Origin of the sequence: Nitrospira sp. (genome assembly GCA_037045225.1) — a bacterium.
GTDB lineage: Bacteria > Nitrospirota > Nitrospiria > Nitrospirales > Nitrospiraceae > Nitrospira_A.
The window spans coordinates 1,969,834-1,985,155 of the sequence record JBAOHZ010000009.1; the positions used below are offsets into that span (position 1 = coordinate 1,969,834).

At 57.8% G+C, this 15,322-nt stretch carries 13 protein-coding genes; 11 read left to right on the top strand and 2 right to left on the bottom strand.

Annotation, left to right across the window (positions count from 1 at the left end):
• The first annotated feature begins 33 nt into the window (after positions 1–33).
• From V9G17_09925 to V9G17_09935, 3 genes are all read left to right on the top strand, one after another.
• Positions 34–375 (top strand): P-II family nitrogen regulator, encoded by a 342-nt coding sequence (locus V9G17_09925; GenBank protein ID MEI2752912.1) that lies wholly within the window; start codon positions 34–36, stop codon positions 373–375.
• A 116-nt stretch (positions 376–491) separates the two neighbouring features.
• Positions 492–761, top strand: coding sequence for a hypothetical protein (locus V9G17_09930; GenBank protein MEI2752913.1), 270 nt, complete (start codon positions 492–494; stop codon positions 759–761).
• 199 nt (positions 762–960) lie between these two features.
• Positions 961–2,064: a DUF2252 family protein gene (locus V9G17_09935; GenBank protein MEI2752914.1), complete on the top strand. Its 1,104-nt coding sequence runs from the start codon at positions 961–963 to the stop codon at positions 2,062–2,064.
• Positions 2,065–2,118: 54 nt separating this feature from the next.
• Here the strand turns inward: V9G17_09935 and V9G17_09940 are convergent, their stop codons facing one another.
• Positions 2,119–3,156 (bottom strand): tetratricopeptide repeat protein, encoded by a 1,038-nt coding sequence (locus tag V9G17_09940; protein MEI2752915.1) that lies wholly within the window; start codon positions 3,154–3,156, stop codon positions 2,119–2,121.
• 19 nt (positions 3,157–3,175) lie between these two features.
• Positions 3,176–4,657, bottom strand: coding sequence for an FAD-dependent thymidylate synthase (locus V9G17_09945; GenBank protein MEI2752916.1), 1,482 nt, complete (start codon positions 4,655–4,657; stop codon positions 3,176–3,178).
• Positions 4,658–4,909: 252 nt separating this feature from the next.
• On the opposite strand from V9G17_09945, the gene hisS reads away from it, so the two are divergent.
• The 8 genes from hisS (at position 4,910) to gyrA (ending at position 15,232) form a co-directional block, all read left to right on the top strand.
• Positions 4,910–6,166: a histidine--tRNA ligase gene (gene hisS, locus V9G17_09950; GenBank protein MEI2752917.1), complete on the top strand. Its 1,257-nt coding sequence runs from the start codon at positions 4,910–4,912 to the stop codon at positions 6,164–6,166.
• Positions 6,167–6,287: 121 nt separating this feature from the next.
• Positions 6,288–6,608, top strand: a complete 321-nt coding sequence (locus tag V9G17_09955; GenBank protein ID MEI2752918.1) for a DsrE family protein — start codon at positions 6,288–6,290, stop codon at positions 6,606–6,608.
• A 23-nt stretch (positions 6,609–6,631) separates the two neighbouring features.
• Complete coding sequence (locus tag V9G17_09960) at positions 6,632–6,982, top strand: hypothetical protein (GenBank protein ID MEI2752919.1); 351 nt, start codon at positions 6,632–6,634, stop codon at positions 6,980–6,982.
• A gap of 15 nt (positions 6,983–6,997) precedes the next feature.
• Positions 6,998–7,258 carry a hypothetical protein gene (locus V9G17_09965; protein MEI2752920.1) on the top strand — a complete coding sequence of 87 codons (261 nt, stop codon included), beginning with the start codon at positions 6,998–7,000 and terminating at the stop codon, positions 7,256–7,258.
• A gap of 356 nt (positions 7,259–7,614) precedes the next feature.
• Positions 7,615–8,955, top strand: a complete 1,341-nt coding sequence (dnaA, locus tag V9G17_09970) for a chromosomal replication initiator protein DnaA (protein MEI2752921.1) — start codon at positions 7,615–7,617, stop codon at positions 8,953–8,955.
• 22 nt (positions 8,956–8,977) lie between these two features.
• Positions 8,978–10,108, top strand: coding sequence for a DNA polymerase III subunit beta (dnaN, locus tag V9G17_09975; GenBank protein ID MEI2752922.1), 1,131 nt, complete (start codon positions 8,978–8,980; stop codon positions 10,106–10,108).
• Positions 10,109–10,181: 73 nt separating this feature from the next.
• A complete protein-coding gene (gyrB, locus tag V9G17_09980) occupies positions 10,182–12,656 on the top strand; it encodes a DNA topoisomerase (ATP-hydrolyzing) subunit B (GenBank protein ID MEI2752923.1) in 2,475 nt (824 codons plus the stop codon).
• A 113-nt stretch (positions 12,657–12,769) separates the two neighbouring features.
• A complete protein-coding gene (gene gyrA, locus V9G17_09985) occupies positions 12,770–15,232 on the top strand; it encodes a DNA gyrase subunit A (GenBank protein ID MEI2752924.1) in 2,463 nt (820 codons plus the stop codon).
• The last annotated feature ends 90 nt before the right edge of the window (positions 15,233–15,322 follow it).

A 15,322-nucleotide genomic window follows, 5' to 3' on the forward strand; every position in this document is an offset into this window, starting at 1 on the left:
CCGAGAGAAGATCTTTTTCAAAGGAGTGGAGACATGGCCGCACTCACGTTGCATCCCATGAAAGAAATTCGCGTCATCGTGTCGGGTGAGCATCGGCCCTTTGTGACCGAGTTGTTGGACAAGGTGGAGGCGACCGGCTACACCATCATCGGCAATATCTCGGGGAAAGGCCATCATGGCGTCCGTGAAGCCCATTTTATGTTCAGTGAGCAGGAGAGCCTGGTCATGATCATGGCGGTGGTGCCGGAAGAAAAGGTGGAACCGGTGCTGGCCGGGTTACGACCGCTGTTCGAACGACACTCGGGCGTCATGTTCGTCTCCGATGTCGCCGTCAGCCGACGCGAATACTTCGGCAAGAAGAACGCCAAGTCCTGACCGGCAGACCGGAAACCAGCGGCTGGTGAGCCCGCAGGGCGTGGGACCGACCTTGTCTTCTCACCGGTGATTGTCTACAATGTGCTCCCGTTGGCCTGTAAGAGGAAGGACGGCACGTGAAGGGATTACGGTTTGAACGGCTCGGGCGAAACCGCCACTACAACATTATCTTCCACATCGGCAGCAGCTATGTGCCGGTGAGCGACGAGGCCATCGACGAGCTGAAAGCCCAGACCCTCCTGTCCTCCGAGCGCTTTCTCGACCTCCTCCTCGACAAAATCGGCTACACCAGTTACCTCAAGGACCAGATCCGCGCCGAGCTTCAAGCCTCTGGAGATCCCATGACCCAGATGACCGTCCTCCAAGGCGCCATCCGGGAACTGTAAGGCGCGACGCCTGTTGCCCCTCACACATCCCGCATCACTCCCGCACTCTCTATTGTGCCTCGGTCTTCCCCTGGATAAAACAGCATATTCTGGTTACTCTACAGTCCGGACGGGTACGGAACTCTAAAGAACCACCTGCGACATGTGACCAGCGTTCTACCCCGTTCACACTCTCGTTTCTCACTGAGGCACTTCCAGCATGGCGATGCAGATCGACGAGGCCACTCGCTCCTACGAGCACTGGCTCTCCACATATATGCCCCTCATCCCGGCAGACCTCGCACTCAAACATGCCGCCATGCGACGGGACGCGTTTTCGTTTTTGCGGGCCACCTTTTACCGGTGGATGCAACTGTGGCCAAGTATCTGCGCGGATGTCGCCGCGGCACCCGCGTTGTTGGCCGTCGGCGATCTCCACCTCGAAAACTTTGGAACTTGGCGGGACCGGGAAGGCCGTCTGACCTGGGGCGTCAACGACTTCGATGAAACGGCCCTCCTGCCCTACACCAATGACCTGATGCGTCTGGCCGTCAGCGCCAGACTCGCCATCAAGACGGACCAGTTGAGCCTGAGCCCCAAAGCCGCTTCAGAGGCGCTGCTGACCGGGTACCTCGAAGGACTGCAGTCCAGCGGACAACCGTTCGTGCTGGCAGAACAGCACAGCTGGCTGCGCGACCTCGCCACCAGCAAGCTCCGTCACCCGGTGAAGTTCTGGAAGAAGATGCAGGCTCTGCCGCCGGCTCAAGGACCCGTGCCTCAGTCCCTACGCCTGCTGTTCAACCGCCTGATGCCGGAGCCGGGACTGTCCTGGAGTCTGCACCACCGCGTGTCTGGAGTGGGAAGCCTGGGACGTCCGCGTTATGTCGCTCTGGCAGACTGGCAGGGAGGCATGATCGCACGTGAAGCCAAGGCCTTGGCGCCCTCTGCCGTGGTGTGGGCCAGAGGTGGACGGGATACGACCATCCTGTATCAATCGATCGTGGACCAGGCTGTCCGGTCCGCCGACCCCTTTGTGCAACTCCATGAAATCTGGATCGTGCGCCGGCTTTCTCCCTACTGTTCCCGAATCGACCTGACCGCCCTGCCGAAGAAGCGGGATGAAGGGCAACTGCTCTATACCATGGGCCAGGAAACCGCCAACGTGCATCTGGGAAGTCGAGATGCTATCGGACCCGTACGACGAGACCTGTCCAAAAGAAAAGGCGACTGGCTTCGAGCAGGATCCAAAGCCATGGCCCGTGTCATGTTCACAGAGTGGAAGAAGTGGGTGGATAGGCCGCTTACGAAAGACGCTCGAACATAGACGCTCGTAGCAGGGCGGGCGATCCGAAAACAAGGAAGCACATCCCTCGAATCCTCAATCCCCAGTCTGGCCGCTGGTGAAGAGTGCGTTCATGATGGCGTTTTTTTTGGTGGGATCTTTTTCAAAACGGATGGCTTTGGAGAAGTTTTCGGCGGCGCTTTCCCGCTTGCCCTTGGCGGCGTAAATCCTCCCGATGCCGTAGAGCGCCTGGGCTTCTTCCGGGTTGGCTTTCAAGGCTTTGCTGAAGGCCTCCATGGCCTCCGAGGCTCTCGATTGCTCCATCAACAACCAGCCGAGTGCAGTGTGGGCCGAGGCAAGCTCCGGATTGAGCTGCGTCGCTTCACGATATTCCTTCAAGGCGAGATCCATCCGCCCCTTGGTTTCATAGACTCCGCCGAGCGCGAAATGGATTTCCGCGTCGCGCGGGTTGAGCCGCAAGGCTTCTTTGTAGGCTTGCAGCGCCGGTTCAAATTTGCCCTGCTCCGCCAGGGCACAGCCAAGATTGGCATGGGCCAACCCGTCGTTGGGATTCAGCTTGATCACTTCGCGATATTGGGGAATGGCCATTTCAAGTCGGCCCTGCTCCTGGTAAGCCACGCCGAGATTCGTGCGCGCGGGCGCAAATTCAGGAGCCAGCTTCACCGCCTCGCGATATTCCTTGATGGCCATTTCAAGATGATCGGCTCGCTCGTGAATCTGAGCTAGGAAATAGTGAGGATAGGGCGAGTGCGGAGCCAGCCTCGCGGCTTCTTTGTAGGACGCCATCGATTGTTCCGACTGACCGGACTGGGCCAAGAACAATCCCTGCACCAGATGCGCCTGGGCATTGTCGGAATGCCGCTCTGCGATGGACTGCACCCATTCACGCACGCGCTCGATATCGTCGGTCTCTTGCAACGCGCGAGCGTACACCCGCCAGGCGTCGGCGAATTCTCCACGAATCAGGTGGGTGATATTCAAGGCGAAGTACGGGTGAGGATCTTTTTCACCGGCGGTCTCCACCGCGCGGGCCCATTCTGAGGCCTCATACCCGACCCGGTCCCAGTCCCCTGCCAGGAGGGCCGTTTCGATTCTGTCTTGGTGTGTACTCATGATGAAAGCGGTACGCCGTTCAGCGCGTCAGGGCGTCCTGCACATCCGGTGGAGTCGCCTGCATGCGCGCGCCGAGGATGGGATACTGTTCGGTCAGTTTCTGTTTCATGAGCCAGGCGATGGTGCGATAGGACCAGTGCCCTTTCACTCCGGAGCGCAACTTCGCGATGTACTCCGCTTCCGCATAGTCCATCTTAAAGAGGCAGCGTACCGAGAAGCCAAAGGGAATGGCGTACAGCGCCGCTTCCTGACTCGATTTCCGGAGCTGTTCGATATCCGATTTCACATGCCCCATGGCTTCCCGATATTCGTGGTCGAGCCCGGCTTCCGCCAGCATAGGCGGTGTCTCGAATCCGTGCACGGTGGTGAAATTCTGCTGCACCTGCTGACAACGCCGGTGCCGGTGCATGTCGCGCCACCCGCCGATATCCATCATCACATCGAACACAAAGGCATACCCGCTGCGGAATTCCTTGATCAATTCGTCATGCGGTCCACGTTTGTGAAAGGCGACCTCGATGGTCTCCTGTTTCTGTTTTTCCGTCCAGTCCCGCACCACTGCAAGGATCTTTCGATACGGGGCTTGCGAGGCACGATAGAGCAGCGTGGTCACGACTTCGTCGAGCGGATGGTGCGGCTCGATCAACTCCACCGGTTCCGCGGCGCCCCAGGCGGTCGGTTGATCCAACCCGGTACCCTTCAACGCGTCTTTCGCATAGCGGGCCAGATCGCTATAGACTTCGGCCTGATACTCATTCGGTTTGGCATACCGCGCGAGGGTCGGCGCCATGGGCTCGCCCAAGCCAGCCGCCTGGCCGGACAGTTCACCCCAGAGATTGACCGGTGCTTTCCGACAGGCTTCCTGCAGCTCTTCTCCCAGTAGTCGAAGTTCCGGCATCTGGGACGACAAGAGGCGGGTAATTTGTTTTTCGAGGGTGCGAATACTGACGACCTGGCCGACGTTCGTCTGTGCGGCCAGGGGCAAGAGATACCGGGTCACATCGAAGGCCCGCGCGGTGATCGCACGTTGATAGGCAGCGGGGGTCATGTGATCGGGTCGAGGCTCTTGTTCGGTGAGGAACTGGCTCAAGGGGTCATGGAGGGCACGATAGACCGTCGCGAGACTGCGGAGAATGCCGAGGTACGTCGCCTCGGTCTCTTGCCCCCGAATGGTATCCGGCACAAACCAGCTGGTCGATGCAAAGTTCTGATAGCGGCTCGACTTGGCCTGCCCGTCCCACAGTGGTTCATCCTCCAGGCGGATGGCGGCCAACTCGGAAATCTGTTCAAAACAAATGATCACATGGCCGAGGTCTGCGATCGAACCATGCCCGTAGTCGAAATAAAACTGTTCCCAGAATTTTTCAGAGGAGTGGCCGTGAACCCATTTGATGCTCTCTTCGATGGAGTCCGGAGACCGGCTGTAGCGCGCGAGCGCATAGGCGGATTTTTCCGGCGGCATCGGAGCAAGGGCGATAACACGGCGGCCTTGAGTAGTCATAGTGTTAGAGAAGCAAGCCCAGCGGTTTGTGATTGAGCAGGGTACTTGTGGGCGCCCATTCTTGCAAGGTGGGCACTATACTCTCGCAGAAAGGTCGGTGCAACACGGTCGTCTCTCGCGTCTCGTCGCTGGTGATGCCCGGAGTGAGCGACAAATCACGCGTCACGAGAGACGGAGCGTGCCGCGTTGACTTGCCCTCCGGCCCGCCGCTATAGTCCCGCTCGAACTCCCGGGATACTCACGAACAGAGCCATGATTAAAGCGATTAAAGGCGTCAAAGATCTCCTACCCGAGGAGTCCCCCCGTTGGCGATTCATCGAAGATACCGCCCGGAAGTGGGCCCTCTGTTATGGCTTTCAAGAGATCCGTGTCCCGATTTTCGAGACCACGACGTTGTTCGCGCGCAGTATCGGCGCCTCGACCGATATCGTCGAAAAAGAAATGTATACCTTCGCGGATCGCGACGGGTCTTCCCTGACCCTTCGCCCCGAGGGGACAGCCGGGACAGTTCGAGCCTTCATTGAACACAACCGGGCCGCCGATCCGCGGCCGCAAAAATATTGTTATGCCGGGCCGATGTTCCGCCACGAGCGTCCCCAAGCCGGGCGGTTGCGGCAGTTTCATCAGTTCGGCGTGGAATCGTTCGGCGTCTCGGACCCGCGCGCCGATGTTGAGGTCATGTCGCTCCTCTGGCGTCTCTTGTCCAGCCTCACACTGCCGGGACTGACCCTGGAAATTAATAATCTCGGGTACGCAGATGACCGGGCGCAGTACAAGCCGCTCCTCGTGGCGTTCCTCAAGGGGGTCGAAAGCCGCCTCTGCGGGAATTGCCAGCGCCGGATCGAAACGAACCCGTTACGCGTCCTCGACTGCAAAGTCCCGGAATGCCGATCGGCGACCGAGGATGCCCCCCGCCTGGCCGATTCCCTATCACCCGCGGCGCGTGAGCATTTCGAGCATGTGACGGCCGGCCTGCAATCAGTGGGTATCCCGTTCCACCTGAATCCTCGGCTCGTCCGTGGCCTGGACTATTACTGCTTGACGGCGTTCGAGGTCACCTGTTCCCATTTGGGTGCGCAGAATGCTGTCGGGGCCGGTGGCCGATATGACGGGCTGGTCGAACAGCTCGGGGGTGCCGCCGTGCCGGCGGTTGGATTTGCCGTCGGCCTGGAACGGATTGCGTTAATGTTGCCGGAAACGGTCGTTGTACCGGCCATTCCTCGGGTCTACGTCGCGGCGTTTGGCACTCAGGCAGTGAACGTCGGATTTACGCTGCTGGATGAACTGCGTCGAACCGGAGTGCCGGCCGATATGGATTTCCGTGCAGCATCCCTCAAGGCCCACCTCCGCCAGGCGGATCGTCTCGGGGCTCTATATACGATTCTCTTAGGTGACGACGAAGTCATGAAAGGCCTCGCCACCGTCCGGAATATGCAGACAAAAGCACAGGAAGATATCCCCATTCCAGGCCTCGCGTCCGCCCTTCAGACCCGGCTCGTCAACAGGTAATCCAGATCCCTTTTTCTAGTTGACTTTCCTGCCTAAAATTCGTACGCTCCGCATTCAATTTAATCTCTATAAACTATTGATTCTTAAGCACTCTTAAAGATTGTCCACAGAAGAAATTCCTATGAGCGCCAAGAAGTTCGGCATCCTGTTATCCACACCTCCCTCACACCCCAGTGTTGAGACGGTTGCCAGGCTTTCATCTGAGGCGCTGGCTGAAGGTGTTGATCTCTATCTGTATTTCATTGATGAGGGGGTAAAGAATCTTCGAGACCCTCGTTATGCCGAACTGGTAGGACGTGGCATGAAGCTGTTTGTCTGCGCCTATGGGTGTCAGCAACATGGTGTCTCGACCGATTCTCTCGATTCCCGCATTTCTCTCTGCGGCTTGGTCGTGCTCTCAAATATCGTGAACGGGTGCGACCGGTTTCTGGCATTTACATAACACGAACGTCTGAAGGAACGACTGTGGCGCCCACTGCATCCATCGTGCTGATCATTCGCGAAGACCCGCGGACGTCCGCTCGTCCGGTCGAGGCCTTGCGCATCGCCTTGGGATTGGCTGCCGGCGAGAATCCAATTACAGTTATTCTCATGGGACAGGCCGTTCAGCTGCTGGCGGAAGACACGGATGAGATCGTCGATAACGAGATTCTCGAAAAGTATCTTCCCTCCTTCGAGCATCTTCAAATTCCATTTATCCTCGTATTGCCGTCCGGCCCGGCTCCTGAGCTTCAAGAAGGATTTGCCGTTACCGCCGGTTCATCCGAATCGGCCCGGCTGGCCATGGCCGCAGCCGATCGCGTATTGGTCTTTTAACTTCCATGAGATTGTATGTCCGATCGTAAGACCTTATATCTGCTCCGACGACCGATTTCGGATCCGGTTCAATCCCTGTTGCCCTCCGCTTCGTCTACTGCCTGTTCACTTGTTCTCCTGGAAGAAGCAGTGGGGGCGTCACCGGCGTTTCCCGGACCGATGTACGTGCTGCCATCTGCAGCGGGCATTCCGGCAACTCCCGCTTCAGGGAAGATCATCTCGTATCGAGATCTTATTGAACTGATTGCGGAGCATGAGTCGATCATTGTGCTGTAGTCCGGCTCTCTTCTCTTAGTTATCTTTGTAATAAAGAGAAGAACCGGAGTCGTCGGAGTAGGAGTAGGCTATGTGGGTTCTGTGGATGAATGCGAATAGGTCCGTGGGTGTTGACGATCGAAGAGCCTAGCCCATGTTGATGAGATGGTGTATAAGGCAGGGGGCGTTCAGGGATAAGGTGAGGGTACCTGTGCACGGAAAAGATGAACGGTCGTCGGGCTGGACGGATGTCCACAGGAAGCGCGCGCATTCTCACTTTGAGGAATCAATAAAACCAGGGCTTCTTATGTATTTATCCACACCTGTGTATAAAGCTGTGAACATTCATAAGATATTGAGTTTATAGGATTAATTTAATGTGGGAAGACGCACTGGTGTACATTCAGGATAAGGTGCCGAAACAGGTTTTTGAAACCTGGTTCACTCCTGTTGTACTCGACCGGATTGAAGAAACGACGGCGTATCTTGCAGTCCCGAACAAGTTTTTTGGCGAGTGGTTAGGAGAGCATTACCGCGATCTCTTGGCGGAAGCGGTCTCTGCTGCGCAAGGGGGCGGCCATTTGGACGTCTCGTTTGTCATCAACAACAAACCGACTTCTTCCCCTTCGCCTAGTCAGCAGGAGCATGTGCCGGCGGATACAGCCGGGCGTGGATTCGTCGCGTCTCGATCAAAACGCGGCGTGCAACTGAATCCGAAATATACCTTCAAGAGTTTTGTCGTCGGAGCGGGAAACCAGTTCGCCCACGCGGCCTGCATGGCCGTGGCCGAACAACCGGCCAAAGCCTACAACCCGCTTTTTCTCTATGGCGGCGTCGGATTAGGCAAAACCCATTTACTGAATGCGATTGGAAATTATCTGGCCGAGCGGAGCGACCTCCGCATCGCCTACCTGACGACCGAGCAGTTCACGAACGAGGTCATCAACTCGATTCGTTATGACAAGATGATCGACCTGCGTAAACGGTATCGCAATGTCGACATGTTGATGATCGACGACATCCAATTTCTGGCGGGTAAGGAGCGGACACAGGAAGAATTCTTTCATACGTTTAATACCCTCTACGAAGCCCACAAACAGATCGTCCTATCGAGTGACCGCTTTCCGAAGGACATGCCGGATATCGAAGAGCGCCTCCGTTCCCGATTCGAATGGGGGCTCATTGCCGACCTGCAGCCGCCGGACGTGGAGACTCGTATCGCCATTCTGCGCAAGAAATCCGAGGACGAACGGATTGCGCTCCCCGAGGATGTGATTCACTTCCTAGCCACCACGATGAAGAACAACATTCGGGAGCTGGAAGGTTCGCTGGTGCGGGTCGGGGCCTATTCCTCGCTGACCGGACAAACGATCACGCTCGAGATGGCCAAGAACGTCTTGCGCGATCTCATCGGGGATAAGAAGAAGATTGTCTCCATCGAAGATATTCAAGAAGCGGTGGGGTCGAAGTATCATTTGAAGATCGCCGATTTGAAATCGCGGCGTCGGAGCAAAACGCTGGTGCATCCGCGCCAGATCGCCATGTATCTCTGCCGGGAGCTCACCGACGCCTCATTTCCTGAAATCGGGCGCCAGTTCGGAGGCAAGGACCATACGACAATTATTCATGCTTGCCGGCAGATCACGAAGGCCAAGGAAGCCGACAGCACCTTGCACACGACGCTGGAAGGCCTGAAAGAACAGATCTTGAGGGCGTAAGGCCTGTTGAGGGAGACCGATCATGAAGGTACGCATCGGACGAGAGGAATTGTTGACGGGGTTGCAGCGGGTGCAGGGTGTCGTTGAGAAGCGAAACACCATGCCCATCCTCTCGAACATTCTGTTGGAAGTCAAACACGACGGCGCCGAAATTGTCGCCACCGATCTTGAGATCGGCATGCGGGGTCTTTATAAGGCGACGGTGCTCGAAGCCGGCGGGGTGACGATTTCCGCCCGCAAGTTGTACGAGATCATCAAAGAGCTGCCGAGCGGTGAGATCGAGCTGACGTCCGGCGACAATAACTGGACGACGATCCAGTCCGGGAAGAGCCAGTTCAAAGTGGTCGGCCTCCCGAGCGGCGACTATCCGGCGCTGCCCTCCATCGAGCGCGAAGGTCTGACGCCCCTGGCTGGGGCGGGCCTGTTGGAATTGATTCGCAAGACATTGTTCGCCGCCGGCGATAACGACGCGCGATATATTCTGAACGGCCTGCTTGTGAGTTTGACGACGACCGAAAAGAAAACCACGCTCTTGCGCCTCGTCGGTACCGATGGTCATCGCCTGGCCGTGGCGGAGCGCGAGGTCGGCACGCCGAACGCCAAGCTGCCGGCTCAGGACATCAAAGCGATCATTCCCAAGAAGGCCGCGCAGGAAATGCGGCGTCTGCTGGAAGAAGGCGGCGACGAAGAGCCTTTGATCGGGTTTACGAAAAACCTGATGATTTTCCGCAAGAGCGGCCTCCTCCTCACCTCTCGCCTCATGGAGGGAAACTATCCCAATTACCAGCAGGTGGTGCCGAAAGAGAGCGGTAAGCGCATTATCGTGAACCGCGGGCTGCTGGAGAGCGCGCTGCGACGGGTCTCGGTATTGTCGAAAGACAAGGCCAATGCCGTGAAGGTCTCGTTTGCTCCCGGTGGCATGACCCTGTTCTCCAGCAATCCGGATTATGGAGAAGCCACGGAAGAATTGGTGGCGCGCTATGAGGGTGAAGCGCTCAATACAGGATTCAACGCCCGTTATCTCTTAGATGCATTGAGCGTCATGGATGGAGAATCGGTCTCATTGCAAATGGACACGGCCTTGAGCCCCTGCCTGATTCAGGAAGCCGAGAGCCCAGGATTCAAATGCGTTGTGATGCCGATCAAGATCTGACATGAGCGATCAGCAGATCGTCCAAACTGTGAGCTGATGCCTGAAAGCTGAGAGCAATCGACCAAGGAGTTGAATGGCCAAAGACGACCAGCAAGACAATTCTGCCAAGCCGAAATCCGACAGTTATAGCGCGGACCAAATCAAAGTTCTCGAAGGACTCGACGCCGTACGAAAACGACCGGCGATGTACATCGGTAGCACCGGTGTCGACGGGTTGCACCATCTGGTCTATGAAGTCGTCGACAACAGTGTCGATGAGCACATGGCCGGATTCGGTGAAGCGATCGAGGTCACGATCCACATCGACGGCAGCGTGACGGTCGTGGATAACGGTCGCGGCATTCCCACCGGTATGCATTCCACCCAGAAGAAGTCCGCTGCCGAAGTGGCTCTCACCGTCCTGCACGCGGGCGGTAAGTTCGAGCAGGGCGCCTATACGGTCTCCGGCGGGTTGCACGGCGTCGGTATCTCGGTCGTCAACGCGTTGTCCGAGTGGCTGGAGCTGGAAATCTGGCAGGATGGCCAGGTGTTCGAGCAGCGATACGAACGTGGAAAATCCCAGGCGCCGTTAGCCGTCACCGGGAAAACCAAACGTCGCGGCACAAAGGTGCGGTTCATGCCGGACGGCCAGATTTTTGAAACGCTCGAGTTCAGTTTCGACGTGTTGGCGCAACGTCTCCGCGAGCTGGCCTTTCTGAACAAGGGCCTGTCGATTACGCTCAAGGACGATCGCAAGGAAAAGGAACAGGTCTTTCACTACAAGGGCGGGATCGTCTCGTTCGTCGATCATCTCAACGAAGCCAAAACCCCGCTGCACAAACCGATCTATGTGCAGACGGAGCGCGCGGACCTCATCCTTGAGGTGGCGCTGCAATACAACGACGGGTATGCGGAGAACCTCTTTTCGTTCGCGAACAACATCAACACCAAAGAGGGCGGCACTCACCTGGTTGGCTTCAAGGCTGCGCTGACCCGCACCATCAACAGTTACGCCAACGCCAACGATCTGCTGAAAAAGGATACCGAATCGTTGAGCGGCGACGACGTGCGGGAAGGGTTGACCGCGGTCGTCAGCGTGAAGGTACGGAATCCGCAGTTCGAAGGACAGACCAAGGCGAAGCTCGGCAACAGTGAGGTGAAGGGAATCGTCGAGGCCGCCGTGAACGACGCCCTCGGTACCTACTTCGAAGAGAATCCGCCGGTTGCCCGCAAGATTATCGGCAAGGCGATCGATGCCGCGCGCGCGCGTGAAGCGGCCCGTAAAGCGAAGGACCTCATCCGTCGGAAGAGTGCCCTGGATGGCGGATCGCTACCCGGCAAGCTGGCCGACTGTTCGGAGAAGGATCCGGCGTTGAGCGAGCTCTTCATCGTCGAGGGTGATTCCGCCGGTGGGTCGGCCAAGCAGGGCCGCGACCGGAAGTTCCAGGCGATTCTCCCCCTCAAGGGAAAGATCTTGAACGTTGAGAAGGCGCGCTTCGACAAGATGCTCACCAGTGACGAAATCCGGACGTTGATTCTGGCGCTCGGGACCGGCATCGGCCGCAAGAAAGAGGATTCCGACAAGCCGGACAAAGAAGCCTTCGACATTGCGCGGACGCGGTATCACAAGATCGTGCTCATGACCGACGCCGACGTGGACGGCAGCCACATTCGCACCCTGCTGCTGACCTTTTTCTTCCGTCAGATGCCGGAGCTGCTGGAACGAGGCTACATCTACATCGCCCAGCCTCCTCTCTTTAAGGTTAAGAAGGGCAAGACGGAGCGGTACCTTAAGGACGAAGCCGCGATGAATGAATATCTCGCGGACCTGGCGGTCGAAGAAGTCGAAGTGGCGCTCGAGAACGGGCGGGAATTCCTGTCGGGCCGCCGCCTGCTACCGACGCTTAAGAAGTTGATCGCCTTCGAAAGCCTGTTGCACAAGGTCAATAAGAAACATCACGAAGCCAATATGTTGCGGGTGTTTGTCGACGAGCCGGGATTGACCCGTGAGGCGTTGAAGGATCAGGCCGCGCTGGCGACGATCGTTGCCGATGTGAGGGCCACGCTGGCTCTGGTGTACCCGAAGGCCGAGCCGACCATCGACATCCTGGAAGACGAAGAACATCAATCCAGCAAGTTGGTGTGTAAGGTTGCCACGGGCGGGATCGCCTATCAACTGGACGTGACGCATGAACTGGTCGGGTCCGCTGACTTCCGCGAGCTCCAAAAGCAGGCACCTTCAGCGATGGGGTTAGGCAAGCCGCCGTACAAGATCAAGATCAAGGGAGCCGACGTTCACAAAAACGGTTCGGCCGAACTGGTGCAGGCAATCTTGGAAGAAGGCAAACAGGGGCTGAATATTCAACGCTACAAAGGTCTCGGCGAGATGAATCCGAGCCAGCTGTGGGAGACCACGATGGATCCGGAGAAGCGGACGTTGCTGCGGGTCAAACTGGAAGACGTGACCGGCGTGGACGAGATTTTCACGATCCTGATGGGCGACGAAGTGGAACCCCGCCGCAATTTCATTCAGCAACATGCGTTGGAAGTCCGGAACTTGGACGTATAGGAATACCTCGGAGCGTATGGCTGGTAGCGAATGGCGAATAGTCTGGAAGCGTTCACGCAATTCTTCGCCACCCGCTATACGCCATATGCCATTAGCTCTTCTAAGGAGTCGGAATGCCGCCAGATGAACGCTTAGGACAGATTGCGATCGAAGACGAGATGCGCTCGTCGTATCTCGATTACGCCATGAGCGTGATCGTCGGTCGCGCGCTCCCCGACGTGCGGGACGGATTGAAGCCGGTGCACCGGCGCATTCTGCACGGCATGAACGAAATGGGGCTGGCGGCGAACCGGCCGTACAGAAAGTCGGCCAAGATCGTCGGTGAGATCATGGGTAATTACCACCCCCATGGCGATTCGGCGATTTACGATACCCTCGTGCGCATGGCGCAGAATTTCAATATGCGCTACATGCTCGTCGACGGACAGGGCAATTACGGCTCCATGGATGGTGACGCCGCCGCCGCCATGCGATATACCGAAGCCCGTTTGACCAAACTGGCCGAAGAATTGCTGGCGGATATCGAAAAAGAGACCGTCGATTTCGGCCCAAACTACGATGAGTCCCGTGTCGAGCCGCTGGTCTTGCCGTCCCGGGTGCCGAACCTACTGGTGAACGGCGCCGGGGGAATCGCCGTCGGGTATGCCACCAACATTCCCACGCACAATTTGGGCGAAGTGATTGAAGGACTGCTCCTGTTGCTGGAGAACCCCGATGTCACCATCGCGCAGTTGATGAAGAAAATCCCGGGGCCCGACTTCCCGACCGCCGGATTTATTTATGGCACGGCGGGGATTAAGGATGCCTATGAGACCGGACGCGGATTGTTGACGGTTCGCGCGAAGGTGGCGATTGAAACGGATGAACGAACGGACCGGGAACGACTGATCATCACCGAGATTCCCTATCAGGTGAACAAGTCCAAGTTGATCGAGAAGATTGCCGACCTGGCGCAGGAGGATCGCGTCACGGGCATTTCCGATATCCGAGACGAGTCGGACCGCGAGGGCGTCCGTGTCGTGATCGAGCTGAAGCGGAACGAGATCCCGCTCGTGGTGCTGAACAACCTCTACAAGCACAGCCAGCTGCAGACCACCTTCGGCGTCAACATGCTGGCGCTCGTCAACAACCGGCCCGAGGTGCTGAACCTCAAGCGTATCCTGGCGGCCTTTGTCGAGCACCGGCGCGAAGTGGTGGTGCGGCGCACGGCCTATGACTTGCGCAAGGCAGAGGAGCGCGCCCATATCCTGGAAGGCCTCAAGATCGCGCTGGATAACTTGGATGCCGTGATCGCGCTCATCCGTCGTTCGCAATCTCCGGATGTGGCCCGCACAGGCTTGATGCAGCAGTTCCGGCTGTCGGAAATCCAGGCCAATGCCATTCTCGAAATGCGCCTCCAGCGGCTCACGCAACTGGAGCGCGACAAACTCGTGGAAGAGTATCGCGAAGTGCTGAAGACCATCGAGTATCTGCGCTCCATCCTCGGCAGCGAGGCCTTGGTGCGGAAGATCATCCGTGACGAACTGATCGAGATCAAAGAGAAGTATCAGGACGACCGGCGCACCAAGATCGTCAAGGAAGAAGCCGAGCTGACCCTCGAAGACCTGATTGCCGAAGAAGAAGTCGTCGTGACGATTTCCCATGCCGGGTACATCAAGCGGAACGCAGTCACGCTGTACCGGGCACAGCGGCGGGGCGGCAAGGGCAAGATTGCGATGGGGATCAAGGAAGAGGATTTCGTCGAGACCCTCTTTACGGCGTCCACGCACGACGCACTGCTGTTCTTTACCGATGCCGGCAAGGTCTATTGGCTCAAGGTGCATGAAATTCCAGAAGCCAGCCGCGCGGCAAAGGGCAAAGCGCTGGTGAACCTGTTGGCACTCTCGAAGGATGAGAAGGTCACGGCGTCGCTGCCGGTGAAGGAGTTCCGGGCCGATCGCTTCATCATCATGGGGACCAAGTTGGGCGTCATCAAGAAGACGGAACTGTCGGCCTACAGCAATCCGCGCCAAGGTGGCATCATTGCGCTCTCGCTCGATGCGGGCGACAAGCTGATCGGTGTGGATCTGACCGACGGCCAACGCGAGATTTTATTGGGCACGAAGCAGGGGATCACCATCCGGTTTAAGGAAGAAGATGTGCGCGCCATGGGACGTACGGCCCACGGGGTACGCGGCATCACCCTTGAGCCCGGCGATGAAGTCATCGGAATGGAGACGATTACGCCGGATTCGACCACGGCGATCCTCACCGTGACCGAAGGCGGCTATGGTAAACGGACCCCGGTGAACGAATATCGCGTGCAGGGCCGCGGCGGCAAAGGCATCATCAGCGTCAAGACCACGGAGCGGAACGGGCCGGCCGTCGGCTTCCTCCAGGTCCGGGACGAGGATGAGATCATGTTGATGGCGGCGCAGGGGAAAGTGCTGCGCTGCAAGGTCGACGATATCCGTGAAATCGGACGCAACACCCAAGGCGTCCGCCTGCTCGATATGGATGGAGATGAGGATCGTGTGGTCGCCGTCGTGAGACTGGTCGAACGCGAAGAAGTAGTGCCCGAAGAGGGCGAGTCATGACTCCTTGGAGCCGCACCGGCTTCACGCGGCTCTCCTCACCACGGTTATGAACCACCCGACTCCGCCACCGGCCGAGGCATCAGTCCGCCC